Source organism: Nonomuraea sp. NPDC059023, from assembly GCF_042740095.1.
GTDB lineage: Bacteria > Actinomycetota > Actinomycetes > Streptosporangiales > Streptosporangiaceae > Nonomuraea.
In genome coordinates, this window is sequence record NZ_JBHYIO010000028.1 from 141,563 (window position 1) to 165,905 (window position 24,343).

The window sequence follows — 24,343 nt, forward strand, 5'->3', positions numbered from 1 at the left end:
CTGGCTCAGGTGGTGGCTCCGGCGCCGCAAGCGGCGACCACCGGTCTGGCCGCCGGGCGGGCCTCTCATGGCAGGTCGGGCCAGCCGAGCGGATGCACCGTATCGGCCGGCGGCTCACCCGCGGCCGCGTTGAACGCGGCCACCGCGGAGATGAGCGCCTGTCGCTGATCCGGCCTCATCCGGGAGACGATCGAGGAGATCTCCGCCCGCCGGCGCGCGGTGACCTCATCGACCAGGCGGCGCCCTTCCGGTGTCAGACGCATCAGGCTCTCCCTGCGGTTGTCAGGGTTGACCTCGCGCACCACCAGGCCGTTACTGGCCAGGCGGTCGGCCATCCGCATGGCCGTGGACGAGTTCACATCGAGCAACTCCGCCATGGTGACGAGCTTCGTCTCGCCATGGCCCGCCAGCACCACGAGCATGCGGAACTGCGGGAGCGTGACCTTGTCCTCGACCGAAGCCAGCGACCTGGCCGCGATCGCGACAAGGGTCCGCGAACCGGTGAGCACGGCCGCGCTCACCGCATCGACGTCCTCTCCAGCGGGCAGCTCAGTCATGGGTACCGTTTTACCGCGCTGAAGCTTAGGCCACCCGCGTGTGCCCGTGCCGCCGTCAGTCCTTGGGTGAGTACGGCCAGCCCCATGGAGCCGCAGAAGGGCTCGGAAAGAGTCGGTTCCATGATTCAGTCCCGTAGCCTTCGCAGGAGCAGCATCGCCGCGTCATCCGGCAGTGGACCGCCCGCATGCTCCAGCAAGTCCTCCCGCAGGGTGTCCAGCGCATGCTGAGAGTCCGCCTCACTCAGCAGCGAAGCCCGTTCGACGAGCGGATAGAAGGCGCCGGTCCGGTCGCGGGTCTCGATGACGCCGTCGGTGTAGAGGAGGATCCGATCCCCTTGCCGGAACGGGATCCGATACGGCTTCGGAACGGCGGACGCCAGCGCGGCGAGGCCGAGAGGCAGCCCTTCCTCCGGGGGTTCCATCAGGCAGACACCGCCTTCACGGGTGAGCAGGAGCGGGGCGGGATGGCCGCAGTTGAGCACAACGAGCTCGCCGTCCCGAAGCTCGGCCAGGATCGCTGTCACGAACGATTCGTCACCAAGGCGCCGGGTGAGGGACGCTTCGAGCCGCTCGCTCACCCCGAGCAGGTCGTCTTCGTCGTAGGCCGCCTCGCGGAAGGCGCCGAGCACCCAGGCGGCGGTCTCGACCGCATCCAAGCCCTTACCCTGAACGTCACCGATGAGCAGCCGGACGCCGCTCGGCGTGGTGACGACCTCGTAGAGATCGCCGCCGATCTGGGCCTCGGCCGCGGCGGAGGTATAGGAGAGCGCTATCTGCAGATCCGCCGCCCGGCGCGGCACAGGCCGCAGCAGAACCCGCTGTGCCGCCTCGGCGACCAGCCGGACATTGGCCAGTTCCCGCTCGCGACGCAGCCGGAGCGCGCTGGCCAGCATGCTTGCGCCGGTGACACCGATGATGGTGACGATGGTGAGATTGTTCTGCCACCGAAACAGCGAGCCGTTGTAGTACGCCAGCGGCAGGCAGATGGCCAGAGCGATCACTCCCGCCACCGCGGTCCTTCTGACACTTCCCGACACGCAGGCGAACGTGGGCCCGAGGGTGAGCAAGGGAAGAAAACCAAGGCTCCGCCCAGCCAGAAGATCAACAGAGGCGACCGCCGCCATTGCCGCGAACGGCAGGCCGCGAAGGACCGTCTGCGACCTCATACCGTGACTTCGCGGCATTCCGCTCCTCGCTGTCAATGATCAGGTGTCCTCGAACTCCGACATCGCATCATCGATCGAGGCCCGAGTCCGCAGTCCGGCCGCCCGAAGCACGAGCATGATCGTTGGCGCCCGGGACATCCCCCACGAAGTCTGGCTCTGGAGCTTGGCCGGCCGTGGACGCGAGCGAGGGCGGCATCGAGGACCTCCGGGGGGGGGTGGGCATGACCGTGCCATGCCGACCAGACTTCCCGGCTCACCTTTTCCGAGGCTAGCAGATTGTTGCCCTATGCAAGGATCAAGATGGTGATGACAGAGCTCGACCCATCGATCACACTGACGGCCCGGTACGGTCGCCACCATCGTGCTCGGCGAGGTAGTGCTCGCGCCAGCCGTCGATGAGCGGGATCAGTTCGGCTGCCATGTAGGTGTAGAAATCTCGCATCTCGTGAAGCCGTCGGCCGGCGACGCTGTCTTCTCCCGCGGCATCGAGCCCTTCCCGGGCGGCCTCGCTCATGGTGGCCACGATGGCGTTCTGCTGGGACATGAGCCGTGCCCACGCGCCCGGGCGGAAACGGTAGTGATCGCGGCGGCTGCCCGGCGCCGGGACACGTTCGATCAGGCCGACCGGGAGCAACTGCTTGACCGCGGTGGAGACCGCCCCGGAGCTGATCGACAACTCGTCGCACAAGTCCGCCGCGGTCATGGTCTCCTGCTGCGTGTAGAGCAGTGCGGTCATGACCCGGGCGGTCGAGCGCTGCATGCCGCCTTGCGACAGGGTGAGCGCAAGCCTTTCGGCCGCCTCGCGCAGCCGTTCATTCCCATCCATCCGTCAATGCTACTAGGTGCTCTGAATATTTACAGATCTCTGAAAGTTGTATACATTGAGGTGGACCGGGAAACGGAGAAGCTATGGAAATCGGCCTGAGTGACCAGGGATGGAAGCGTCACGCCAACCCGTGGAGCGTATGGACAAGGTTCGCCGCGATCCCGCTCATGATTCTCGCGATCTGGAGCAGGGAGTGGATCGGCTGGTGGAGCCTGCTTCCCATCGGACTGGTCGTGGTCTGGCTGTTCGTCAACCCTTACGCGTTCCCGGCGGTCACCACGCCCACCAGCTGGTCGTCCAAAGGGATCTACGGGGAACAACTCTGGCTGCAGCACAAGTCGCTCGTCTCGGCCGATCACCGCAAGATCTTGCGACTGCTCATCGCGGCCGGGTCGGCGGGCTTCGCACTGATCGGCTACGGGCTGGTCGTGCTCGACGTCTGGCCGACGGTCTTCGGCGCGACGCTCACGGTCATCGCCCAGCTCTGGCGGATCGACAGAATGGGGCTGCTGTACGAAGAGCGGAAGCATGCCCGGGAGGGCGCGCCGCCCCTGGGAGGGTGAGCTTTCGTCGACCTCCGCGGCAACATTGAATGTATCGAGCCTTCAGAGATTCATGAAACTTTGCTAGATTGATGGAGTATCGGACCTCGGCGAGGTCGCGATGGTGTGCCGGGAAGCCTGGTCGGCGATGTCTCATCGGCGTCGGCGGAAAGTGACCGGCTATGACCCTGCTCAGCCGTTTGTACGGCGTTCGCCCCGCGCTGCGGCACCACGTGCGCATGCGGCGCAACGTGGAGATCCCGGCCGCCGATGGCGTGCGGCTGCTCGCCACGCACTACTATCCGGCGGGCCAGCGACAGCCGCCATTGGTCCTGCTGCGCAGCCCGTACGGCAGGGGCAACGCGCTGGACGGGCTCCCGAAGTTGCTGGCCGAGCGCGGCTACCAGGTGCTGTACCAAAGCCTGCGTGGCACGGCCGGCTCCGGCGGTCGTTTCGACGGGTTCGTCATCGATCCGGCCGACGGCGATGGCACGCTGAGCTGGCTGCGCGCCCAGCCGTGGTTCGGCGACACGCTCGCCACCTGGGGCGCCAGCTACCTCGGCTTCGCCCAGTGGGAACTGGCCGCCCGGGACATCCCGGAATGGAAGATCGCGCTCGTCCAGGACGCGCCGTCCTCCTTCGCCGAAGGCTTCATGTATCCGGGGGGAGCGTTCGCGACGGGTAGCGCGCTCGGCTGGGTGCAACTGGTGGACCGCATGTTCTCCAGCGGCATCGCCCGCCAGATGCTCAGCATGGTGGGCGCCGAGCGGCGGTTGTCGCGCGCCACGCTGGCCCTTCCGCTGCCGGAGGCCGACAGGGCACTGACCGGGCACGCCGTGACGTGGTTTCGGGAATGGGTCCGGCATGGTCCCGGCGACCCCTACTGGGCGAGCACCGATCACCGCGCCAACACCGCCCGCATGCCGCCGGTGGTGCACCTGCAGGGCGGCTGGTACGACTTCTTCCTGCCGGGCATGCTGGCCGACCACGCCGCTCTGGTCGCGGCCGGGCGGCAGGTGCGGCTGCTGGTCGGCCCGTGGAGCCACGGCCGCGGTCTCTACACCCGTCAAGGGCTGGCCGACGCGCTGGCGATGCTGGACGCCGCGTTGCTCGGGCGTCAAGCACCAACCGGTGTACGGCTGTTCGTCACCGGTGCGGGCCGCTGGATCGACCTGCCCGCCTGGCCGCCCGCCCACGAACCGGCCCCCTGGTTCCTGCACGCGGGCGGCGGGCTGAGCCGTACCCCGCAAGACGGTGACGCCGCGCCCAGCCGATACCGCTACGATCCCGCGGACCCCACCACCACCATCGGCGGGACACAGGTGGGCCTGTTCGCGGGGGCCAAGGACAACCGCGCCGTCGAAGGCCGCGCCGACGTGCTCACCTTCACCACCGCGCCACTGACGGAAGCCGTCGAGGCCATCGGCCCGGTCCGCGTCCGCCTGCACGCGCGCTCGGACAACCCACACGTCGACTACTTCGCCCGGCTGTGTGACGTGGACACGCGCGGCTGCTCGGTCAACGTGTGCGACGGCATCGTCCGGCTGACCGACCCCGGTGACATCCGCGTGGCCGACATCGTCCTGTGGCCGATGGCCCATCGCTTCCGGCGCGGGCATCGCATCCGGCTGCAGGTCTCCAGCGGCGCCCACCCGCGTTTCGGCCGCAATCCCGGCACCGGCGAACCGCTCGAGACCGGTACGAACCTGCGCTCCTCGCAGCACGAGATCTTCCACGACCATCGGCACCCGTCAGCCCTCTGGCTGCCCCTCACTCCAGGAGCGTCATGAAACTGCTCGTACTCGGCGGTACCCACCACGTGGGCCGCGGGCATCGCCTTCCGTCTGGACGTGCAGGGCGTGCTCCGCCCCGCGCCTGCAGGGCTGCTCGAACACGCCGCCCTGCCGGCCGGATTCGCCTGGATCATCGTCGTGGGCCTGCGGCTGCGTAACCCCAGTACCGTCAGGCTGAAGATCCTTCTCGGCACGCCATGAACCAGATGCTCTTCCACCCGCGGACCAGATCTACGCCCTGCTCGGGCGCCACCGCATCATGAACGCTCTCTTTCCTTCTCCCACTGATCGAGGAGCTTGGGGAACTCGCGGCCCATGAACGCGTACATGTCGCGCATCGATTCAAGCCTGGCCTTGCCCCGGGGGTTGTCGCCGACGACGCTCAATCCTTGCCCCGCCAGTTCGGCGAACGCCGTGAACTCGGCCATCTTCGCCCGGAACGCCCGCCCGAAGACGTCCTCGGCCAGCCGGTAGTGATCGCGGCGTGCCCGGGGCGGGCGGAAACGTTCGACAAGGCCACCTCGCTCGAGCTGGCCGAGGGCGACGCTCATACTGCTCTTGGCCACCCCCAAACTCGCACACAACCCCGGCGCGTCGGCCGCGTCACCCGAGTCGACCAGCAAGGCGCCGATGACCCGGCCGGCCGTCCTGCTCAGCCCCAGACGCTCGAAGTACAGTCCCGCACTCTCCACGAACTCCTCGATGTCTGCCACACCAATATTCTATGTTGTTCGGATCGTTCCGAACGAATAGAATGAACTATGTTCTCTCTCGCTATCGCCGGTGCGGGCCGGCCACATGTCGCCGAGGCCCGCGAATCGTCGCAGGCTGCCGGGCATCACACAGAGGCTCGGTGAGCGGTGTGCTGCAGGAATTCCTCGACTGGGCCTACGCCCGGCACACCAACACCCTGAGCTGGTACATCCGGCCGCTGTTCGTCCTCCCTCTGGCCTACTTCGCCTGGCGGCGAAGTTGGAAAGGCATTGTCATCACGCTCCTGGCACTGTTCACCAGCATGTTCTGGTTCCCGCCGCCGGCCCGGGTCGACCCCCAGGTACAGGCATTCCTCGACATGGAGAAGGAGCTCATCCGCAGCATCGGCGAACTGTCAGCGGCCCACCTGCTCGGCGTGCTGGCCGTCATCGCCAGCTTGACCGCCCTGTGCCTGGCATTCTGGCACCGGTCCCTGGGCTGGGGCCTGGTGATCATCAACCTTATGGCCCTGCTCAAAGTCCTCTGGAGCATCGGCGAAGGAGGCGACAGCGGCTGGGCCGTCCTGCTCCCCGCCACCCTTGGGCTCGCCCTCTGCGACCTGGCCATCATCTGGATCGCCCGCCGCTTCCATCTGCCCATCTCTCTGCGCCGGCCCTGACGGGCCACCCGGTACCGCTTCCACGCGCCCGTCGTACGCACGCCCGTGGCATGGCCCGCCCGCAGACGAACCTCAACCCTCCGCGACCGGCCACGCCCGCTCCCTGCCAGAGCTGCCGGCAGGCTGCGCCGAAGGCGACTCAGGACGGGCACGGTGGCGTCACCTCATCTCGACGGGCTGGACGGCGCGGCGGGAGGGAGTTGTGAAGGTGCCGCAGCCCGCGGCCGTGGCCGGGTGAACAAGACTCGGTGCCGTCCGTGCCTGCCCGGTATGGGCGGCGGCAGCGGGTACGGCGGGGCAGTCTCAGCCGGGCCTCGACGGTGGAGGCCGCGGTGAAGGTCTTGGACCGGGACGGGTTCGAGGCTATGACGATGACCGCGGTGGCCGGTGAGCTGGGTGCCCGGCAGATGTCGATCTACAACCATGTGCGGGGCAAGGACGACCTGTTCGCGGCGGTCTATGAGCACATGCTGGCCATGGTGCCCGCGCCGGAGACGGGTGGCGTGGCGGAGCCGGTGGCGCTGTATCGGGATCTGTGGAGGGTGTTCCGCGCGCATCCGTGGCTGGTTCAGGTCGGCGCGAGCGTCCGGCAGGGCATCTACCGCGCCATCACCTCGTGCGGCAAGGTCATCTGGGGACACAACGGCGGCATCTTCGGCTACGGCACCGACATGATGTCCACCCTCGACGGCAAGCACCGCGCGGTGCTGTCGGTCGCGATCGGCACCGTGTCGTTCGGCTCGGCCAAGCACGGCGAGCTCCGGCAGGCGAGGACCGGGCGGGCATCGCGGTCCTGTGCGCCGACCCGGCCGCATCTCGCGACCCCCACACCTACTACCGCGACATCCAGCGCCACCGCACCACCGAACCCCTGTTCGGGCCACTCGTCCGCAACATCACCCCCTGCGCGTTCTGGCCCACCCGGCCACGGGAGCAGCCCACCACGATCGGCAACTCCGCCCCCGCGCTGATCGTCGGCGCGACAGGCGACACCGCCACTCCCTACCCCGGCCAGCGGGCCATGCACCGAGCGCTGACCGGCTCCCGCATGATCACCCTCAACGGCGCCTACCGCCACGGCGTCTACGCCGCAGAAGGCAACACCTGCGTCGACACCAAGGTGACCCGCTACCTCCTTGACGGCGTACTGCCCGGCCAGAACCTCACCCGCAACCGCCCACCCGCATGAACAACCACCGTCCAGACGCGCGAGTCCAACCGGTCGCATCGATCAGATGCTGGTGATCGTCCAGGTGTCGAGGCCGCTGATCTCGGTGAGTCCTGTGGGGGTGGAGCAGGCGGACAGGTCGAGGTTGGCGAACGTGATCGTCTGCGTCACCTCGGCCCCGGCAAGCGTGCCGGAGGAGATGGCGCCGGTGGAGGTCCCGACCTTGGTGCCGTTGACGTTGGAGAAGCTGTTGGTGTAGTTCCAGACGCTGGTGGTCCCGTTGTTCCAGTACAGCGTCTCGGTGCCGGAGCCGTTGCCGAAGAACGTGGTGCATGACTGGGTGGCGGTTCCGGAGAACGGGCCGGTGAAGCTGGTCAGGCTCGGGTGGGTGAGGCTGACGCAGGCGGAGGCGACGTCCTGGCCGCTGACCGCGACCGTCTGTGAGGTGTGGGTGAGCCCGGGGGTGAAGGCGACCGTGGTCGTCCCCACGCAGGTGACCAACGCAGGACTCGCGGCGGACGCCGTCGTGGCGCAGGTCGTCACCCATGCCATGGACAGGAGCGACGCGCACACGATCGTGATGATCTTCCTCATGGGCTCACCGTCCCTCCGCTCTCCGGGAGTGTCAAGGAGGCGACGGCCGCGTGGCGCTCGGTGAGCAGGTCAGGGTGGACACGCGGCGCCCTCGCCGTACCGCCCGGTCCCGCTGAAGAGCCCGGCTGGCCGGTGGGGCGTCCCAGCTTCTTCAGGAGCCCACCCTCCCCGCGGTGATCAGGCGGCCCTGGGTGGTCTGCACGACGATCGGCAGGCCGTCGGGGACCACACCGCGCAGGCGCGTGAGCAGGTCGGCGACAGGCGGCAGGTCGCCGGGCGTGCGTACGGCGATGCGGAAGGTGTTCGACTGCAGTTGCACGTCCGTGACGGCGGCGTCCCCGTCGCCTGCCAGCCACGCGCTCGCGACCTGCTTCACCTGGCTCTCCCACCGGGAGAAGACGTAGTTCGCCACGGTGCTGCCGACCAGTACGGCGGTGACGACCACGCCGAGGCCGCCCAGCACCAGGACCGCGCGCCTGCGCGAGAGGCTGGGCGCGGGCGGCGTGGTGTACCCGAGCGCGGCGAAGACGAACGTCCCCGCCATCACCAGCGACAGCATGTTGGACAGGAACAACACCAGCGCCCCGAGCGCGAGCCAGGGCGCGCCTCGTCCCAGGCACACGCCGACCACGACGAGCGGCGGCACCAGCGAGATCGCGATGGCCACGCCCGGCAGCACCGCCGCGACATCGCGGCGGGCCAGCGCGACGGCTCCGGCCAGGCCCGTCGCGATCGCCGCGACCAGATCGGCGATCCCCGGTGAGGTACGGCCCGCGATCTGGCTGTTGGCCAGCAGTTCGAAGGTGCCGGGCATGGCCAGCGACGCCAGCAGCCCGATCGCGACGACGGCGCACACCCCGCCCACCACGAACCAGGCCGCCCCGGTCCTGGACCGCTTCACCAGCCCCAGCGCCAGGCCCATGATGGGCGTCGACAGCGGAGCGATGATCATCGCGCCGATCACGGTGGCGGTCGAGTCGGAGATCACCCCGGCCGCGGCGATGACCGAGGACAGCACGAGCATCGTCCAGAAGGCCGAGTAGCGAGAGGGACGATCTCCTTCCCGCAGGTCGAGATCGGCGGTGAGCTCTTCCAGCGTGCGCCGCTGCGCCGCGGGGACCAGCCGCTGCCTCAGCCGTTTCATGGGGTGACGAGGTCGAAGTCAGTCCGGTCATCGAACGAGGCGGTCACGGCTTCTCCTTGAGGTGCTTCGTACTCCCTCCTATCCGGATTCGCACCAGGCCAGCGTCATGTCAGAGGCAAGAAAGCAGCAGCCGCACATGACCGCCGACGGCGCTCCAGTCTCAAGGCACGCATCGACCAGCCACCCGGTGCCGCCAGGGTCACGGACCTGCAGGTCGCTGGCTGCCGGGTGGTTCCTGACCCATGACCGGGGTTCGGGAACGCTCGGCCATGACGCGGCGCATGTCGGAGATGGCGCGCATGGTCCCGCGTACCGTTCCGGTCACCTTGGAGCGGCCGGAACGCGGCAGGTAGTCCACCTCGATCTCGGCGATGCGCCACCCGGCCGCGGCGGCGCGCAGCACCATCTCCAGCGGATAGCCGAAGCGCCGGTCGGTGAGGCCGAGCTCCACCAGCGCCTCGCGTCGCGCCGCCCGCATGGGCCCGAGGTCGTGGAGGTCGGCTCCGGTACGGCGGCGCAGCCTCCGGGCGAGCACGCGGTTGCCCAGCCGCGCGTGCCACGGCCATGCCCCCGAGGCCACCGGTCGGCGGGCACCCAGCACCAGGTCGGCGTCCCCGCGGGCGACGGCCGAGCTGACCGCGGGCAGCTGGCGCGGGTCGAGGGAGGCGTCGGCGTCCATGAAGCACACCAGGTCGGCCCGCGCGGCCAGGAGACCCGCGTGGCAGGCGGCGCCGAAGCCGCGCCGAGGTTCAGAGACGACCTCGGCGCCGAGGTCGCGGGCGATCTCGGCCGTGCGGTCGGTGGAGGCGTTGTCGACCACGATGGGGTGGTAGCCGTCCGGCATGCGACCCAGCACCCAGGGCAGGGCCGCCTCCTCGTTGAGGCAGGGCAGGATCACGTCCACGCGAACTCCTTCATCCCGGCCGTGAACTCGACCTCGGCGCGGAAGCCCAGCTCGTCCCCGGCCTTGGCGGGGGAGGCGAGAATGTGCCGCACGTCGCCGAGCCGGTAGCCGCCGGTCACCTGAGGCCGGGGTCCGCCGCGTGCGTCGGCCAGCGCGTACGCCATCTGGCCGACGGTGTGCGGGGTGCCGCTGGCGATGTTGTAGGCGGTCAGCGTGCCAAGAGGCGGGGGAGTGTCCAGGGCTGCGAGGTTCGCGCGGGCCACGTCGCGCACGTGGACGAAGTCGCGGAGCTGGCCGCCGTCCTCGAACACCCGCGGCGCCCGGCCGGCCTCCAGTTCGGAGCGGAAGATCGCGGCCACTCCCGCATAGGGGGTGTCGCGGGGCATACGGGGCCCGTAGACGTTGTGGTAGCGCAGGGCGACGGCGGTTCCGCCGGTCTGTCTGGCCCAGTTGGCGGCCAGGTGTTCCTGCGCGAGCTTGCTGGTGGCGTAGGCGTTGCGCGGGTCGGGCGGCGCGTCCTCGCCGATCACCTCGTGGCGCAGCGCGGCGCCGCAGCGCGGGCAGGTGGGGTCGAAGCGGCCCTGGTCCAGGTCGGTGACCGAGCGCGGGCCCGGCCGCACCGGGCCGTGCTCGGGGCAGCTGTAGGCGCCCTCGCCGTAGACGACCATCGAGGAAGCCAGGACCAGCCGGTCGACGGCGTGCCGCGCCATCGCGGCCAGCAGGACGGCGGTGCCGTACACGTTGACCGAGGCGTAGCCCGGCAGGTCGGAGACGTCAACTCCGAGGCCGACCTTGGCCGCCTGGTGCACCACGGCCTCGGCACCGGGCAGCAGCCGGTCCAGGGCGGCGGCGTCGCGCACGTCGGCGCCTTCTCTCACGTCCAAGTGGACGATCTCGTGCCCGGCAGCCTCCAGCGCTTCGACGACGTGACCGCCTATGAACCCGGCCGAGCCGGTGACCAGCACTTTCACGTGATCGACGGTAGTCCGGTCGCCGGGTGGGGCTGAAGGCATGTTCGCGGTTCGTAAGAACTCTTACGAACCGCGAACGTACCGTGAGCGTCCGATTACAGAATGAAAGGATGCTCGTGTGAAGGTCGGGGCGGTGCTCGTGCTCCTGGCCGCCGTGCTGGTGGCGACGGTGGCCGGTCCGCCGCGCCTGGGCTGGTACCTGACCGCCTGGGCGCTGTTCGCCGCCGCGTTGTGGCTGGCCAGGGGGCTGCCGGAGCGCCGGATGCGCGTGCTCGTCGTGGGCGGCGGGATCGTGCTGGCCGCCACCGGGCTGAGCGCGCCGCCGAGCAGCAGCGGTGACTTCTATCGCTATGTCTGGGATGGGCGGGTGCAGGCGACGGGCATCTCGCCCTACGACCACCCGCCCGCCGATCCGGTCCTGGCGCCGCTGCGCGACGCCTGGTTGTTCCCCGGCGTGTGCGAGGCTCGGTATCCGCTGCCGGGCGGAGGATGCACCCGTATCAACCGGCCGACCGTGCCCACCATCTACCCGCCGGTCGCCCAGGGGTACTTCCTGCTCGTCCACGTGTTGTCACCGGACGGCGTGCGGCACAAGGCGTTGCAGATCGGCGGCTGGTCGATGGCGGTGGCCGCCCTTTTGCTGCTCTCCTGGCGCAGCATCCGGGCGGCCGCCTGCTGGGCGTGGTGCCCCGCCGTACCGATCGAAGCGGTCAACAACGCGCACGTGGACATGCTCGCCGTCCTGCTGGTGGTGCTCGCGCTGTCGATGACGCGAGCGCGCGGGGCGCTGCTGGGCGCGGCGGTGGCCGCCAAGCTCCTGCCGGTGACGGTGTTCCCGGGCGTCCTGGCCGGGGGCCGGCGCATCATCCCGGTCTTGGTGTCCGCTGTGGCCGTGGTGGGGTTGACGTACCTTCCCTATCTGCTGATCTCGGATGGCTCCGTCGCCGGGTACCTGCCGGGCTATCTCCAGGAAGAGCGCTACGACGCCGCCGGTGGCGGGAACCGGTATCTGCTCCTGCGCCTGGTGCTGCCCGATGGCTGGGCGCCGTTCGCGGCGATCGGCCTGCTCGCGCTGGCAGCGCTGTTCGTGCTCCGGTACGGCGACGCCGACGGGCCCTGGGACGGCGCGTTGCTGGTCACCGGCTCGTTCTTCCTGCTGTTCACGCCCGGCTACTCCTGGTACGCGCTGCTCGTGGTCGCGCTGGCCGCGATGTCGGGCCGGTGGGAGTGGCTGGGCATCGCGCTGGCCGGAGCCGTCGCCTACGTGGCTCCCGCGGGGGCCACGCTCGGCTACACCCTGGCCGCCCTGGCCATCTTGACCGCTCGCCGTACCCGCGATCTGGAGGCGGCGCGATGATCCCGCGATTCACCAGCAAGCTGCGCTCGGAACAGGTGGCCGCCAAGCTCGGCCTGTGGCTGGGCGTCAGCTTCACCGTCGCCTTCGCCACCGGCCTGTTCAGCCACTTCCTGCAGCATCCGCCCGCCTGGCTGCTCTGGCCGTCACGACCGGTGAACCTGTACCGGGTCACGCAGGGGCTGCACGTCATCGGCGGCATCGCCACGGTCCCTCTGCTGCTGGCGAAGTTGTGGGCGGTCTACCCGAAGCTGTGGCAGTGGCCGCCGCTGCGCTCGGCGGGGCACGCGCTGGAGCGGGGGTTCGTGCTGCTCCTGGTCGGCGGCGCGTTGTTCCAGCTGGTCACGGGGTTGCTGAACATCGCCTACATCTACCCGTGGCCGTTCGGATTCCTCCAGGCCCACTACTGGACCGCCTACATCGTCTACGGCGCCCTGATCATCCACGTGGCCAACGAATGGGCCAAGATCCGCAAGGGCGCCTGGAACCGGGTCGATGGCGCCGAGCGCCGCCGGTTCCTGCGCACGATCGCCGCCGCCTGCGGGCTGACCGCCCTGGTCACCGTCGGCGAGACCCTCACCCCGCTGGAACGGCTGGCCGTCCTGGCGCCCCGCGACCCGCGCGTGGGACCCCAGGGCGTGCCGGTCAACCGCTCGGCCGCCGCCGCGGGGGTGGTGCGCGTCCCGGCCGGCTACCGCCTGGCGGTCACCGGATCGGTCCGGACGCCGCTGTCGCTCGGCTACGCGGACCTGCTGCGGCTGCCGCAGCACACGGTCCGGCTGCCGATCGCCTGCGTGGAGGGCTGGAGCGTCACGTGCGAATGGACAGGGGTACGGCTACGCGACCTCCTGACTCTCGCGGGAGCCGGACCCGATGCCCTGGTCACCCTCGAATCGCTGGAGCGCGTCGGCTACTACCGCAGCAGCGAGGTCCGCCGCCCGCACTGGAACGACCCGCTGACGCTGCTCGCCCTGAAGATCAACGGCCGGACGCTCGACGCCGACCATGGCTACCCGGTGCGCCTGATCGCACCGAACCGCCCCGGCGTCCAGCAGACCAAGTGGGTGAAGGAGGTCCGCGTGTCATGAAATTTCCTGCATATGCGGTCGGGTGTGTGCTGGTCGGCATCGGCCTCATCGGGCTGCTGCGCGATGGGATCGTCGTCGGCTGGGCGGTCTGCTTCGCCGCCATCCTGTTCGCCCACGACGCCGTGCTCGCGCCCGCGACCCTCCTGGCCGGGACCGTGGCCGGCCGCCGGCCCGCGCCCTGGCGCGCGACCGTGATCGTCGGCGCCACGCTCACCCTGGCCACCCTCCCCACCGTGCTGGCCATCGGACGCCGCCCCGACAACCCGTCGATCCTGCCGCTCGACTACCCGCTCAATCTCGCACTCGTCCTGGCCGCGATCGTGATCATCGCGCTGGCCCGTCAATACCTGGCAAGGAGCAAGCCCGATGCCTAGCCGCGCGCAGATACTCGTCCTCGCCAAAGAACCGGTGCCCGGCCGGGTCAAGACCCGGCTGACGCCGCCCTTCACCCCCGGCGAAGCCGCCGCACTGGCCGAAGCCGCGCTGGCCGACACCCTGCACACGGTCGCCGCGGCCCCGGCCACGCAACGCCTGCTGGCACTCGACGGGCTGCCGGGCGCCTGGCTGCCCACCGGATACGTGATCATCCCGCAACGCGGCGACGGCCTCGACGAGCGGCTGGCCGCCGCCTTCACCGACGCCCAGCGGCTGCGTCCCGACCCTGTCGTCCTCATCGGCATGGACACCCCGCAGGTCACCGCCGAACTGCTGACCGAGGCGACCCGGGCCTTGAGCGAGTGCGACGCCGTCTACGGACCCGCGGCCGACGGCGGCTTCTGGCTCCTCGGCCTGCGTGAACCGGACCCCGGCCTGCTGCTCGGCGTCCCCATATCCCATCCGGAGACCGGCAAGCACCAACTCGACCGGCTGGCGCAGGCGCGGCTGGCCGTACACCATCTCCCCGAACTCACCGACGTCGACACCGCCGCCGACGCCGCCCAGGTCGCCGCCCAGGCTCCACACACGCGCTTCGCCGCCGTCCTGCGGGAGCTCAACCGATGATCGGACAGCTCTACGCCGAGGCCCTCACCGGGACACCGGCGCTGATCGAACACCTCGACGGCACCACACGACCCCTCGAAAGCACCGCGTGGTTCCACCTCGACGACGCCGACGAGGCCCTGCTCGACCAATGCACCGGCCCCACCCTCGACATCGGCTCCGGCCCCGGCCGCCTCACCGCCGCCCTGACCAGGCGCGGCGTCTACACCCTCGGCATCGACATCACCCCGGACGCCGTCGCCCTGACCCGCGAGGCGGGCGGACGCGCCCTGCTGAGAGATGTCTTCGACCACCTGCCCGGCACCGGCCGCTGGTCCACGGCGCTCCTGGCCGACGGCAACATCGGCATCGGCGGCCACCCCGAGAACCTGCTGCGCCGCATCCGCCAGCTCGTCCGCCCGGGCGGCGCCGTACTCGCCGACGTCGCACCTCCACAGACCACCAGCCACATCGACCTGGTACGGCTGCGCCACGGCGAACGCACCGGCGACTGGTTCGCCTGGGCCACGGTCTCGGCCACCGACATCGCCCGCGTCGCCCACGCCGCGGGCTTCCCCTCCACCCGGTGCCGGCCGATCGGGGACCGCTGGCTCGCCCGCCTAGCCTGAACAGGCATTTCACCCGCCCGGCCTGATGGACCTCATGCCCGCAACCTTGCACACCAGTTCCCCGCGGGGGGCTGAGGGGGTGCCGGTCAGCCGGGTCCTAGCCCCTTTTCCTTGCCCTGCGTGTGCACCACGGGATGACTTCCGGCGTGAATGGCCGCACAACCAGCGTTGATCACCACTCCCCGTCATCAGAATGTTGCATCCGGTGGCGAAGTCGGTCCCATCCGGTTCGGCAGTGGCTCCGAAACCCTGGTGTGACTGTTGAGAACCGGCCCCGGATCCCGGGCCGCCGTGATCCGGCCGGATGTCCGCGGTCACGCTGGCGAGCGCTCACCCTCGCGCCCGCACCGAGTCCGTCCCGTCCAAGGTAAGGAATCCCAGTATGAACCGTGGTTTTGTCGTCGCCGGGCTGCCCGTTCTGGCCGTGGCAGTCCTGCTGACCGGCTCGGGCGCGCTCGCCTCGACCGGCGACGCCGACAGCATCGCGCCGGCCGCGAACCTCGCTGGCGTGGCCTCGTCGGCTACGGCCCGTTCGCCCTTCGGCCCGGCCTGCTCCTCCGTACCGGCGCGCGGGGAGGGCAGCTTCACCGGCATGGCCGACGACCCGGTCGCCACCGCCGCGTCCAACAACCCGGCCCTGTCCACCCTGGTCAAGGCGGTGAAGAAGGCGGGTCTGGTGGACACGCTCAACGGGGCCGACGGCATCACCGTCTTCGCGCCCACCAACCAGGCCTTCGCCAAGATCCCCAAGAAGAGCCTCAAGAAGGTCATGGCCAACAAGAAGATGCTGACCAGCATCCTCACCTACCACGTCGTGCAGGGCCGCAAAACCCCCGCGGACCTGCGTAGCGCCCGCTTGACCACCCTTCAGGGTGGCAAGGTACGGGCCAGCGGCTCCGGCACCACCTACAAGATCAACAACGCCCGGGTGGTCTGCGGCGACGTGCCCACCCGCAACGCCAGCGTCTACATCATCGACACCGTGCTGATGCCCAAGATGTGACGACGGCGGCGACCCCGGTCAGGAAGGAGGGGCGCCGGACGGCAGGAGCAACCGCTGGCGCCCCTCTCCCGGAGGTGGCACCAGCGGCCTCCGGGAGGCTCGCGGACGTCGTCCCGTGCCGGTCTCCGAGGTGACGCCGCCACGTTCCCGAGCCGGTTCTCCACGCGCCGCGATCATGTGCAGGCCGCACTAGGGCACGCTTGACGCCCTTGCGTGACTCAGCTTTTGGCTGGTTGGGCAGGCGTGGGGGCCGCTTGCTTCGCAGGATGAACGGTCTGGCTGGTGTCGCATCGCGGGCATCGGGCCCGGCCGATGCCCGCGGGGACACGCCACTGGCCGCGGCACAGACGGCGGAAGTCGCGTACCCGTCCGGCTTCGCCGGGGGCCGGGTCAAGGTGAGGCAGGAGCTGGTCGGCGTCCAAGGTCCCGTCGTGGCGGGAGATGTGTTCGCGGACCTCGCCCAGCTCGAACGCCCGATCGCTGCGGCCGGAGTCTTCCCGGTCGATCAGCCGCACCAGGCCCTCGTCAGACGACCACAGGTAGTTCGCCCGGCTCCCGTCGGCCGGCCCGAGGACGGGCGGCAACGGGTTGGTGAGCAGCTGGTCAGGGGGCGGTGGAGGCCAGCCACGCGGCCCCGCGCGGAACGCCCTCCCACACGAGCGGATCGTCGCCCAGGTCGGGCTGCTTGTCGGCCCAGGCCCGGCCACGGCCCACACCTCGCCTGCCTGGAGGCCGGGATCGAAACCCATCGTGAGTGGCGGCACGCTGGAGATCAGCCGCATCACCGTACGGAATCGTCTGTGCCCGCTACGACTGTGCCGCCCGTGGACAACGGCAGGACCATCGCAGAAGATCACCAGCCGGTGCGGCCAGTGAACACTGAGAGAGCGGAGCCCAGTGGGCAAGGTGATCTCATCCAACCGCCGTTCCACCACTTGCCCCTGGCGGGTCAGGCAGCGTGAAGAGAACAAGCCGGGGCGGACTTGCGACCGGGCTGATTGCCTCCGGGCCAGGCCGATGAGGATGCCGTCCCAGGCGGCGGCGCGGATCCCGGCCGTGGGCTCACCCCGAGTTGCAGTTCATATTTCCATATGGCAATATGAACCCCGTTCCGGTCGAGGATCCCTGACGCCTCGAACGACACCCGAAGGAGAAATCCATGACCGACGGAACTTTGGAAACGATCGACGGCCGCCCGGCGCTGCGCTTCGAACGCGTGCTCGCCTATCCGGTAGAGCGCGTGTGGCGGGCGGTCAGCGTACCGGCCGAGCTGGAGCGCTGGATGCCCGCGGCCGTCAACTGGACGCCGGCGGCGGGGGAGGCCTTCGAATCCTACGGCGCGACCCTTGAGGTGACGGAGGCCGACGCTCCCCACCGCCTGGCGTGGACCTACGCCGGTCAGCCGCACGGCTTCGAGCTCTCAGCTCAGGACGGCGGTTGCCGGTTGATCTTCACCCACGTCCTCGACGACCGTGCGGTCGCGGCACAGACGGCTACCGGATGGCACACCTACCTCTCGCGGCTCGATCGCCATCTCGCTGGCGGGTATCTGTCCGAGGAGGAGGCGCACCAGGGATGGGCGCAAACGCACGAACGCTACGCTGAGCGTTTCGGGGTCGACCCGACGCCGGGACGGCGCTTCGCGGAGACTCTGCGCGCAGGTCAGGAATAATCTTTCAAGGCCGACTCGTGGCCGGGGCGCACTGAGAGAGCATGGCGCGCACCGGGTTCGCCCCTGCGCACGCCGGTGGCACGTCGAGCGATTGGCCCTTTTTCGGCTATCGCGACTGAACGCATCTGGATGGCAGTGCCGCCGGCGTGCCTCGGGGCCGGGAAGGCCGACATCATGAGAGCCGTGGCGGCGACTCCACAGGCCATATCGCCATCTGGTAATATGATGGAATGAGCACCTTCGCTGCCCTGGCTGAGCCGCATCGCAGGCAGATTCTCGACCTGCTGCGTGATGGCGAGCGGTCCGCCGGAGACCTGGTGGAGCGACTTGACCTCAGCCAGCCCGGCGTGTCCAAGCATCTCAAGGTGTTACGCGAGGCCGGGCTCGTCGCGGTACGCGTGGATGGCAAGCGGCGTCTGTACACGCTGCGGCCAGGCCCCCTCACGGACGTTGACCAGTGGCTGGAGCCCTACCGCGTTTATTGGTCGAGGACCCTCGACACGCTCGAACGCCACCTGAAAGAGAATCCATGACCGACGGCACCCTGGAAACGATCGACGGCCGCCCGGCGCTGCGCTTCGAACGCACGCTCCCCCACTCGGTCGAACGCGTGTGGCGGGCGGTCAGCACACCGGCAGAGCTGGAGCGCTGGTTTCCCGCGACCGTCGACTGGACACCGGCCGAAGGGGAGACCCTCCAGGCCTACGGCGCGACCGGCGAGGTGACGGAGGTCGATGCGCCCCACCGCCTGGCCTGGACCTTCGGCGGCGAGCACTACAGCTTCGAGCTCTCAGCTCAGCAAGGCGGCTGCCGGTTGATCTTCACCCACGTCTTCGGCGTCCGCGCGATCGCAGCGCAGGTGGCAACCGGCTGGCACACCTATCTTTCACGGCTTGAGTCTCACCTCGCCGGCCGGCACCTGTCCGAACAGGAGGCGAACAAGCCGTGGAAGGACATTCACGAACGCTACGCCGAGCGCTTCGGGGTCGACCCGACGCCAGGCCGGCGCTTCGCGGAGACACTGGACGGAGACAACGACGACGCCTGAGTCCATGGCACCGCCGCGTTACTGGCCGTGTCCGCAGGGTCCACCATGCTTGGCGGGCGAACCTGGTGGTGGCCGGGCTGGAGCGGCCCGCGCTCGGCCGGGGCATTGCAGCGCCAGGACGAGTTGCTGTACACCGCCCGGCGCAGTGTCCAACGGGAGACGCCGAGCTTCTTGGCGACGGATGTCTGGGCCTTGCCGGCGGCCAGGAGGATGCGGGTGTCGAGCACGATGCCGTCGAGGGTGCGGAAGCGCCGGCCACGTGCGTGCAGGTGGTCTTCGACGATGGCGAGCAGTTGGCGGGTGTCGCGGCCGAGGCGGGTCAGGTCGAGGACGATGAGGGTGTCGCCGCGGCGCATGTGCCCGAGTGCGGCGGCAAGGCCGGGGCGGTGGGTGCGCTTCTTGCCGGAGCCCTTGTCGAGGAAGATCTTGGCGCATCCGGCGGCGGTGAGGGCATCGATCTGCTGGGCGAGTTCTTGGGCGTTGGTGGAGACGCGGGCCAGGCCGATGAGGTCTTCGCGGGCGTGCGGGTCGTCGTTGTCGATGACGATCTCGTTCACCGAGTCTCCGTGCGGGGTGACTGAACCGTGGTGTGGCAATAGGGGTAGCGGTCAGTCTTCTGCTACACCACGGTTTTGCCCCCTAGTTTTGCTACCGAATCGGGGCGGTCATCCTGCTGGGATGATCGCCGTGGGCGGTGGGGCATAAACGATCGTTTATGCCCCGGCCAGGCGAGCGCCGGTCGGGGGTGACGCGTCCAGGAGATGGTTGGTCACGCGTCTGGGCGGGTGCAGGTGATGTCCTTGCCGGGCAGGTCGCCGTCGAGGAGGTAGCGGGTCACTTTGGTGTCGACGCAGGTGTTGCCTTCTGCGGCGTAGACGCCGTGGCGGTAGGCGCCATTGAGGGTGATCATGCGGGAGCCGGTCAGCGCTCGGTGCATGGCCTGCTGGCCGGGGTAGGGGGTGACGGTGTCGCCTGTGGCTCCGACGATCAGTGCGGGGGCGGCGTTGCTGATCGTGGTGGGCTGCTCCCGTGGTCGGGTGGGCCAGAACGCGCAGGGGGTGATGTTGCGGACGAGTGGCCCGAACAGGGGTTCGGTGGTGCGGTGGCGCTGGATGTCGCGGTAGTAGGTGCCGGGGTTGCGGGATGCGGCCCGGTCGGCGCACAGGACCGCGATGCCCGCCCGGTTCTCGGGCTTTTCGGTGCCGCCGGTGTAGGCGCCTTGGAGGGTTTCCAGCAGTGAGGCGGGCGGCGGAGTCCGGCTGGGGCGGTGCAGTGCCTTGGCTTCTTCGGCGAGGGTGGCGTAGTCCTGCGCGCTGTCGGAGTAGGAGCGCAGATAGAGCCAGTAGGGCACGAAGCGGGCGTCGACCCGGTAGGCGCCGACCTTCGCGGACCGTCGGTTGATCGCGTCGATGGTCGCCAGGACCGCCTCCCGCGTACGGCCCAGCTTGTACTTCGCATGGCGCGCGGCGGACCAGGAGGCCCACTGCCGGAGCCAGGTGTCGAAGGCCGGAGCGGCGCTGGAGAGCAAGTTGGGGCCGTAGGCCTCGGGGTCGACTGCGCTGTCGAGCACCACCCGGTCGGCCCGCTGGCCGTACATCTGAAGATAGGTCGCGCCGAGGTAGGTGCCGTAGGAGTAGCCGAGGTAGGACAGCTTCCGCTCGCCGAGCGCGGCCCGGATGACGTCCATGTCGCGTGCGGTGTTCCTGGTCGAGGCGTACGGCAGCGCGCGCAGGTTTCCCTGGGCGCAGCCGGCCGCCAGCCGCTTGGCCAGGCGCGCGCCTTGGTCGAAGCTGCGCCGGTCGAGTCCGGCCGACAGCTGGAAGGTGTCGGTCTTCCACTGGCAGCGGATCGGGCTGCTGCGGCCGATGAAGCGGGGGTCCATTCCTACCAGGTCGTAGCGGGCGGCGATCTCGGGCGTCTTCTTGGTCAGCAGCAGCGGCATGGACAGGCCGCTGCCGCCCGGCCCGCCGGGGTTCGTCAGCAGGACGCCGTGGCGCCGGGCGGTGTCGGTGGCCTTGATCCGGGAGATCGCGACCCGCAGGGCCGGCCCCTGCGGCCTGCTGTAGTCGATGGGCACCTGGACCGTGGCGCACTGGGCTCCGGCGGCGTCCAGCTGTTGGCCGAGCTGGTCGTCGGGTCCGGTGGCGCAGGCGCGCCAGGTGATCGTCTGGTGGTGGAAGCGGTCCAGCGGGGTGGCCGGGTGCGCCGCTGCCGCGGGCGGCGCCAGAGTGGCCGACAGCGCAGCCGTCGCCGCTGCTGCGGCTGCTGCTGCGCGCTTGGTCGTGGGCACGCGGGTGTCCCTTCGTGGTGGTGGATGGGTGATGCCGGGTTCTGGAGGCGAGGCGCCAGAACCCGGGGGATGTCCGGACGTCCGGAAGGGGGAAGGGACGTGCCTCAGCCGCAGAAGGCCGCGTCCATCGCCGCCTGCTGGAGCTCGCCGAGCTTGGCCGAGCCGAACGACACGTTGCCGATCGCGACCGACAGCACCGCTCGGTGCTTGCCGTCGAGGGTAGCCATCATGTCGGTGCCGTAGCCGGGGATGCCGCCGTTGTGTCCCCAGATGACCTTGCCGCACGAGGTGGTGGTGCGGTAGATGCCCAGTCCGTAGGCGCGGTCGTGGTGGTTGGGCCGCAGCATCTGCTTGAGCTGGGCTGGTTTGACGATCTTGCCCGACAGGAGCGCGGTGATGAACCGGTCGAGGTCGGCGGTGGTGGAGACGAGCGCCCCTGCGGGACCGGCCACGGTGGGGTTGAGGCGGGTGATGTCGACGGGTTTGCCATTGACCGGGGTGTAACCACGGACGTGCGGCTTGGGCAGGTGGGTCTGGTCGCCGGGCGCCCACGTGTGGCGCAACCGGAGGGGGCGGATGATCCGCTCGGTGACCGCCTGGCCCCAGTCCTGGCCGGTGACGGCCTGGATGAGCAGGCCGAGGGCGTAGTAGTTGGTGTTGGAGTACTGGGAGTCGCTGCCCGGCTTGAACAGACGGGGCAGGGCGTCGCCCTTGGCGACCCAGTCGGTCAGCTCGAAGTGCTTGTCGCGGTTGCGCAGCGCGCCTTCGCCTTCCACGTCTTCGAGGCCGAAGGGGTTGGCCAGTCCGCTGGTGTGGTTCAGCAGCATGCGGACGGTGATCGCCTCGCCGTCGGACAACACGCCGGGCAGGTACCGCTCCACTGGGGTGTCCAGGTCGACCTTGCGCTCGCCGGCGAGTTGCAGGATCACCGAGGCGGTGAAGGTCTTGGTCACGCTGGCGATGCGGAACCTGCCCTGGTACGGGACCGGGCGGTGCTTGCCGAGTTCGGCGGTGCCCGCGCGGGCCCGCAGCGTGCGGCCGTCCTTGACGACCAGGATCTGCGCGCTGGCGTTGCCCAGTTTCACCAGGGCGTCCAGCTTTTGCTGCACCGCTGCCCGGTGGGTGTCCAGGCGGCGCTCACCCGTGCCGGCGTGGGCGATGCCCGAGGGCAGAGTGAGCGCTGTCGCGGTCAACGCCGTGATGATGATTTTGCCGGCCGTGTTCATGGGTGCTTGCCTTCCGTCGTGCGTACGCGTCCTCGGTGAGGTCGTCGGTACGCCCAACATAACGTGCTTTACACGTTAGTTACCTCTTGGGCAGGTGTGATCACCACCACACCGCCCGATGGGACGAGCGGTCGCCAGACGGGGAATTGGCGCGTCAGCCCAGACGGGCCAGCAACACGCGCAAGCCGTACTCGACGATGTCGTCGGGAGAGACAGGCGGAAGATCGGCCGCCAGCCGGCGCAGGGTGGGGAAGGCGTGCTCGGGCAACGCCGCGATCTGCTCGCGAGCCGCCTCGGCCTCGGCCCCGGGGTCACTCTCACCGCCCAGCGCTCCACCCGGCACGTCCAGGGCGGCGGTGCCCACGACCAGATTGGTCAGCGCCCCGACCAGCAACACCGCCTCCGCCGCGGGCACGCCCGCACGGAGCACGATCCGATGCGTGCACTCCACGATCGCCAACTGGCTGGGCGTGCCCTGCCGGACGCTCGCGCCTACCTGAACCAGCCACGGATGTGCGCGAAACACCTGCCACAGATCCCGATACAGCGCCATCAGCTCCGCCACGCCACCCGTCTCCGGCACGGGCACCGGCACCATGGCCAGCATGTGCTCATAGACCGCCGCGAACAGGTCGTCCTTGCCCCGCACATGGTTGTAGATCGACATCTGCCGGGCACCCAGCTCACCGGCCACCGCGGTCATCGTCATCGCCTCGAACCCGTCCCGGTCCAAGACCTTCACCGCGGCCTCCACCGTCGAGCCCCGGCTGAGGCTGCCCCGCCGTACCCGCTGCCGCCGCGGCGCGCTCACCGGGCCGCTCCCGCGGGCCGCGAGCAGCGACCGACCTCGCGAACGCCGACCATGACAGCCACCCCGACACCCCGATCCTCTGCCAACCTCATCGCCGCTCAAAGGCACTCCAGCCTACCGGGACCCGTACCGGCCGCCCCTGGGCGGCACCACAGCGCCATGCCCGAAAGAACCTCGTCATCGGGCCACCATGAACCGACTCCCAGCAACCCGCGACCCACCAACCCCCGAGTAACCTGCGAAGGCCGCCGTCCGAACATAGACGGCGGCCTTCGCATGCTGCGGCGCCCTCAACCTCTGCCCCACCCGAAGCAAGATCGAAAATCACGACAGAAAACGTTCAAAGAATCACGCCATCAAGAAATCCAAGTCACACGCACCCCCCATGCGAGTTCGGCCTGGCCAGGTCGATCACTGATCAGGCAGGCCTCGACGCCGCCAGAGGCGGGGATTGACGGCTCCGCCGGCCGGCCACCGGCGCAGACCGCGCCTTCGCCGCCGGTCGCAGGCGCGGCCCGGGTGCGTGTCGCCGGGGCCGTATCCGGTCGATGTGCTGTGCGCATGGCTCACGCGCTTGGGCGCTTACACGGTCACGCACCGCATCACCGGCCTGACCGCGCTCATCGATCAGCAGGAGCGCCTCGGCTTTCCCTGCCAGAGCGCGGGCTGTCGTGTGGCGCTCGCTCTCGGGCAGGCCGGACGCCGCTGAGGGTGTGTGGCGCCTGTCGAGCGCTCCGTCGCCCGCACAGGCGGCGATGGTTGCACCCGCGCCGTGCGGCGCGGCTTACCCGCGCCGCGAAGCCGAGGTGGTCACCGGCAGGGTGATCCGGGCGCGTGCCCGCACGGGTCACTTGGGCATGAGGACCTTGTCGATGATGGAGACGGTGGCGTTGGCGGTGTAGGTCTCGTCGGAGCCTTCGGTCATCAGCATGCCGCCCTGCAGGGTCTTGAGGTCGGCGGAGGCCAGGTCGGCCGGGGCGTTCTTGCCGGCGACGACGTGGTAGGTGAGGATCTTGGTCAGCGTCTCCTTGTCGGCCAGGACCTTGTCCAGGGTGGCCTTGGGGATGGCGGCGAAGGCGTCGTTGGTGGGCGCGAAGACGGTGATGTCCTTGGCCGAGTTGAGCGTGTCGACCAGGCCCGCTTTCTTGACCGCGGTGACCAGCGTGGACAGCACGGGGTAAGGACTCACCATCAGCCTCACCGG

At 69.6% G+C, this 24,343-nt stretch carries 30 protein-coding genes; 16 read left to right on the forward strand and 14 right to left on the reverse strand.

Going from position 1 to position 24,343, the window contains the following annotated elements:
* Nucleotides 1–65: 65 nt before the first annotated feature.
* From ACFWYW_RS38595 to ACFWYW_RS38605, 3 genes are all read right to left on the reverse strand, one after another.
* A complete protein-coding gene (locus ACFWYW_RS38595) occupies nucleotides 66–557 on the reverse strand; it encodes a MarR family winged helix-turn-helix transcriptional regulator (protein WP_379621247.1) in 492 nt (163 codons plus the stop codon).
* Nucleotides 558–682: 125 nt separating this feature from the next.
* Nucleotides 683–1,723, reverse strand: a complete 1,041-nt coding sequence (locus ACFWYW_RS38600) for a PP2C family protein-serine/threonine phosphatase (protein ID WP_379621245.1) — start codon at nucleotides 1,721–1,723, stop codon at nucleotides 683–685.
* Between the two features lie 328 nt (nucleotides 1,724–2,051).
* A complete protein-coding gene (locus ACFWYW_RS38605; protein ID WP_379621243.1) occupies nucleotides 2,052–2,549 on the reverse strand; it encodes a GbsR/MarR family transcriptional regulator in 498 nt (165 codons plus the stop codon).
* Nucleotides 2,550–2,632: 83 nt separating this feature from the next.
* On the opposite strand from ACFWYW_RS38605, the gene ACFWYW_RS38610 reads away from it, so the two are divergent.
* The 3 genes from ACFWYW_RS38610 to ACFWYW_RS38620 all read left to right on the forward strand — a co-directional run bounded on the left by ACFWYW_RS38610 (nucleotide 2,633) and on the right by ACFWYW_RS38620 (nucleotide 5,085).
* On the forward strand, nucleotides 2,633–3,112 hold the full coding sequence (locus ACFWYW_RS38610; RefSeq protein WP_379621241.1) for a DUF6653 family protein: 480 nt from the start codon (nucleotides 2,633–2,635) through the stop codon (nucleotides 3,110–3,112).
* 161 nt (nucleotides 3,113–3,273) lie between these two features.
* The gene (locus ACFWYW_RS38615; protein WP_379621239.1) at nucleotides 3,274–4,881 is read left to right on the forward strand and encodes a CocE/NonD family hydrolase; all 1,608 of its coding nucleotides are present in this window, start codon (nucleotides 3,274–3,276) and stop codon (nucleotides 4,879–4,881) included.
* A 60-nt stretch (nucleotides 4,882–4,941) separates the two neighbouring features.
* Nucleotides 4,942–5,085, forward strand: coding sequence for a hypothetical protein (locus ACFWYW_RS38620; protein ID WP_379621238.1), 144 nt, complete (start codon nucleotides 4,942–4,944; stop codon nucleotides 5,083–5,085).
* Nucleotides 5,086–5,141: 56 nt separating this feature from the next.
* Here the strand turns inward: ACFWYW_RS38620 and ACFWYW_RS38625 are convergent, their stop codons facing one another.
* Nucleotides 5,142–5,597 (reverse strand): GbsR/MarR family transcriptional regulator, encoded by a 456-nt coding sequence (locus tag ACFWYW_RS38625; protein ID WP_379621236.1) that lies wholly within the window; start codon nucleotides 5,595–5,597, stop codon nucleotides 5,142–5,144.
* A gap of 140 nt (nucleotides 5,598–5,737) precedes the next feature.
* Between ACFWYW_RS38625 and ACFWYW_RS38630 the strand changes: the two genes are divergently transcribed.
* From ACFWYW_RS38630 to ACFWYW_RS38640, 3 genes are all read left to right on the forward strand, one after another.
* Nucleotides 5,738–6,256 (forward strand): hypothetical protein, encoded by a 519-nt coding sequence (locus ACFWYW_RS38630; RefSeq protein WP_379621234.1) that lies wholly within the window; start codon nucleotides 5,738–5,740, stop codon nucleotides 6,254–6,256.
* Nucleotides 6,257–6,588: 332 nt separating this feature from the next.
* Nucleotides 6,589–7,227 (forward strand): TetR/AcrR family transcriptional regulator, encoded by a 639-nt coding sequence (locus ACFWYW_RS38635; protein WP_379641200.1) that lies wholly within the window; start codon nucleotides 6,589–6,591, stop codon nucleotides 7,225–7,227.
* Nucleotides 7,152–7,445: an alpha/beta hydrolase gene (locus tag ACFWYW_RS38640; protein ID WP_379641204.1), complete on the forward strand. Its 294-nt coding sequence runs from the start codon at nucleotides 7,152–7,154 to the stop codon at nucleotides 7,443–7,445. Before ACFWYW_RS38635 ends, ACFWYW_RS38640 begins: the two co-directional genes overlap by 76 nt.
* A 42-nt stretch (nucleotides 7,446–7,487) precedes the next feature.
* Here ACFWYW_RS38640 and ACFWYW_RS38645 read toward each other — a convergent pair whose 3' ends face one another.
* The 4 genes from ACFWYW_RS38645 to ACFWYW_RS38660 all read right to left on the reverse strand — a co-directional run bounded on the left by ACFWYW_RS38645 (nucleotide 7,488) and on the right by ACFWYW_RS38660 (nucleotide 11,037).
* Nucleotides 7,488–8,018, reverse strand: a complete 531-nt coding sequence (locus ACFWYW_RS38645; RefSeq protein ID WP_379621230.1) for a hypothetical protein — start codon at nucleotides 8,016–8,018, stop codon at nucleotides 7,488–7,490.
* A gap of 151 nt (nucleotides 8,019–8,169) precedes the next feature.
* Nucleotides 8,170–9,162, reverse strand: a complete 993-nt coding sequence (locus tag ACFWYW_RS38650) for a DUF389 domain-containing protein (RefSeq protein ID WP_379621228.1) — start codon at nucleotides 9,160–9,162, stop codon at nucleotides 8,170–8,172.
* A 199-nt stretch (nucleotides 9,163–9,361) separates the two neighbouring features.
* Nucleotides 9,362–10,066: a glycosyltransferase family 2 protein gene (locus ACFWYW_RS38655; protein ID WP_379621226.1), complete on the reverse strand. Its 705-nt coding sequence runs from the start codon at nucleotides 10,064–10,066 to the stop codon at nucleotides 9,362–9,364.
* Nucleotides 10,057–11,037, reverse strand: a complete 981-nt coding sequence (locus tag ACFWYW_RS38660; RefSeq protein ID WP_379621224.1) for an NAD-dependent epimerase/dehydratase family protein — start codon at nucleotides 11,035–11,037, stop codon at nucleotides 10,057–10,059. The genes ACFWYW_RS38655 and ACFWYW_RS38660 overlap by 10 nt, the downstream gene beginning before the upstream one ends.
* 118 nt (nucleotides 11,038–11,155) lie before the next feature.
* Between ACFWYW_RS38660 and ACFWYW_RS38665 the strand changes: the two genes are divergently transcribed.
* The 6 genes from ACFWYW_RS38665 to ACFWYW_RS38690 all read left to right on the forward strand — a co-directional run bounded on the left by ACFWYW_RS38665 (nucleotide 11,156) and on the right by ACFWYW_RS38690 (nucleotide 16,092).
* Nucleotides 11,156–12,394 carry a glycosyltransferase 87 family protein gene (locus ACFWYW_RS38665; RefSeq protein ID WP_379621222.1) on the forward strand — a complete coding sequence of 413 codons (1,239 nt, stop codon included), beginning with the start codon at nucleotides 11,156–11,158 and terminating at the stop codon, nucleotides 12,392–12,394.
* A complete protein-coding gene (locus ACFWYW_RS38670) occupies nucleotides 12,391–13,479 on the forward strand; it encodes a molybdopterin-dependent oxidoreductase (protein WP_379621220.1) in 1,089 nt (362 codons plus the stop codon). Before ACFWYW_RS38665 ends, ACFWYW_RS38670 begins: the two co-directional genes overlap by 4 nt.
* Nucleotides 13,476–13,853: a hypothetical protein gene (locus ACFWYW_RS38675; RefSeq protein ID WP_379621218.1), complete on the forward strand. Its 378-nt coding sequence runs from the start codon at nucleotides 13,476–13,478 to the stop codon at nucleotides 13,851–13,853. Before ACFWYW_RS38670 ends, ACFWYW_RS38675 begins: the two co-directional genes overlap by 4 nt.
* Entirely contained in the window at nucleotides 13,846–14,481 is a 636-nt protein-coding gene (locus ACFWYW_RS38680; protein ID WP_379621216.1) for a TIGR04282 family arsenosugar biosynthesis glycosyltransferase, read from the forward strand. Before ACFWYW_RS38675 ends, ACFWYW_RS38680 begins: the two co-directional genes overlap by 8 nt.
* Nucleotides 14,478–15,089, forward strand: coding sequence for a class I SAM-dependent methyltransferase (locus tag ACFWYW_RS38685; protein ID WP_379621214.1), 612 nt, complete (start codon nucleotides 14,478–14,480; stop codon nucleotides 15,087–15,089). Before ACFWYW_RS38680 ends, ACFWYW_RS38685 begins: the two co-directional genes overlap by 4 nt.
* Before the next feature lie 382 nt (nucleotides 15,090–15,471).
* Nucleotides 15,472–16,092 (forward strand): fasciclin domain-containing protein, encoded by a 621-nt coding sequence (locus tag ACFWYW_RS38690; protein WP_379621212.1) that lies wholly within the window; start codon nucleotides 15,472–15,474, stop codon nucleotides 16,090–16,092.
* A gap of 218 nt (nucleotides 16,093–16,310) precedes the next feature.
* On the opposite strand, the gene ACFWYW_RS38695 is transcribed toward ACFWYW_RS38690, so the two are convergent.
* Complete coding sequence (locus ACFWYW_RS38695) at nucleotides 16,311–16,874, reverse strand: hypothetical protein (RefSeq protein ID WP_379641202.1); 564 nt, start codon at nucleotides 16,872–16,874, stop codon at nucleotides 16,311–16,313.
* Between the two features lie 377 nt (nucleotides 16,875–17,251).
* On the opposite strand from ACFWYW_RS38695, the gene ACFWYW_RS38700 reads away from it, so the two are divergent.
* The 3 genes from ACFWYW_RS38700 (at nucleotide 17,252) to ACFWYW_RS38710 (ending at nucleotide 18,812) form a co-directional block, all read left to right on the forward strand.
* Nucleotides 17,252–17,764 (forward strand): SRPBCC domain-containing protein, encoded by a 513-nt coding sequence (locus ACFWYW_RS38700; protein ID WP_379621208.1) that lies wholly within the window; start codon nucleotides 17,252–17,254, stop codon nucleotides 17,762–17,764.
* Between the two features lie 230 nt (nucleotides 17,765–17,994).
* Nucleotides 17,995–18,297: a helix-turn-helix transcriptional regulator gene (locus ACFWYW_RS38705; protein ID WP_113983844.1), complete on the forward strand. Its 303-nt coding sequence runs from the start codon at nucleotides 17,995–17,997 to the stop codon at nucleotides 18,295–18,297.
* Nucleotides 18,294–18,812, forward strand: coding sequence for an SRPBCC domain-containing protein (locus tag ACFWYW_RS38710; protein WP_379621206.1), 519 nt, complete (start codon nucleotides 18,294–18,296; stop codon nucleotides 18,810–18,812). The genes ACFWYW_RS38705 and ACFWYW_RS38710 overlap by 4 nt, the downstream gene beginning before the upstream one ends.
* On the opposite strand, the gene ACFWYW_RS38715 is transcribed toward ACFWYW_RS38710, so the two are convergent.
* From ACFWYW_RS38715 to ACFWYW_RS38730, 4 genes are all read right to left on the reverse strand, one after another.
* The gene (locus ACFWYW_RS38715) at nucleotides 18,731–19,369 is read right to left on the reverse strand and encodes a recombinase family protein (RefSeq protein ID WP_379621204.1); all 639 of its coding nucleotides are present in this window, start codon (nucleotides 19,367–19,369) and stop codon (nucleotides 18,731–18,733) included. The two genes, ACFWYW_RS38710 and ACFWYW_RS38715, sit on opposite strands and share 82 nt — an antisense overlap.
* A gap of 212 nt (nucleotides 19,370–19,581) precedes the next feature.
* Nucleotides 19,582–21,102: an alpha/beta hydrolase gene (locus ACFWYW_RS38720; RefSeq protein WP_379621202.1), complete on the reverse strand. Its 1,521-nt coding sequence runs from the start codon at nucleotides 21,100–21,102 to the stop codon at nucleotides 19,582–19,584.
* Nucleotides 21,103–21,206: 104 nt separating this feature from the next.
* Nucleotides 21,207–22,295 (reverse strand): serine hydrolase domain-containing protein, encoded by a 1,089-nt coding sequence (locus ACFWYW_RS38725; protein WP_379621200.1) that lies wholly within the window; start codon nucleotides 22,293–22,295, stop codon nucleotides 21,207–21,209.
* Between the two features lie 187 nt (nucleotides 22,296–22,482).
* A complete protein-coding gene (locus ACFWYW_RS38730; protein WP_379621198.1) occupies nucleotides 22,483–23,139 on the reverse strand; it encodes a TetR/AcrR family transcriptional regulator in 657 nt (218 codons plus the stop codon).
* Nucleotides 23,140–23,713: 574 nt separating this feature from the next.
* Between ACFWYW_RS38730 and ACFWYW_RS38735 the strand changes: the two genes are divergently transcribed.
* Entirely contained in the window at nucleotides 23,714–23,848 is a 135-nt protein-coding gene (locus ACFWYW_RS38735) for a hypothetical protein (RefSeq protein WP_379621196.1), read from the forward strand.
* Nucleotides 23,849–23,986: 138 nt separating this feature from the next.
* Here the strand turns inward: ACFWYW_RS38735 and ACFWYW_RS38740 are convergent.
* On the reverse strand, nucleotides 23,987–24,343 hold a 357-nt coding region (locus tag ACFWYW_RS38740; RefSeq protein ID WP_379621194.1), incomplete at its 5' end, for a fasciclin domain-containing protein.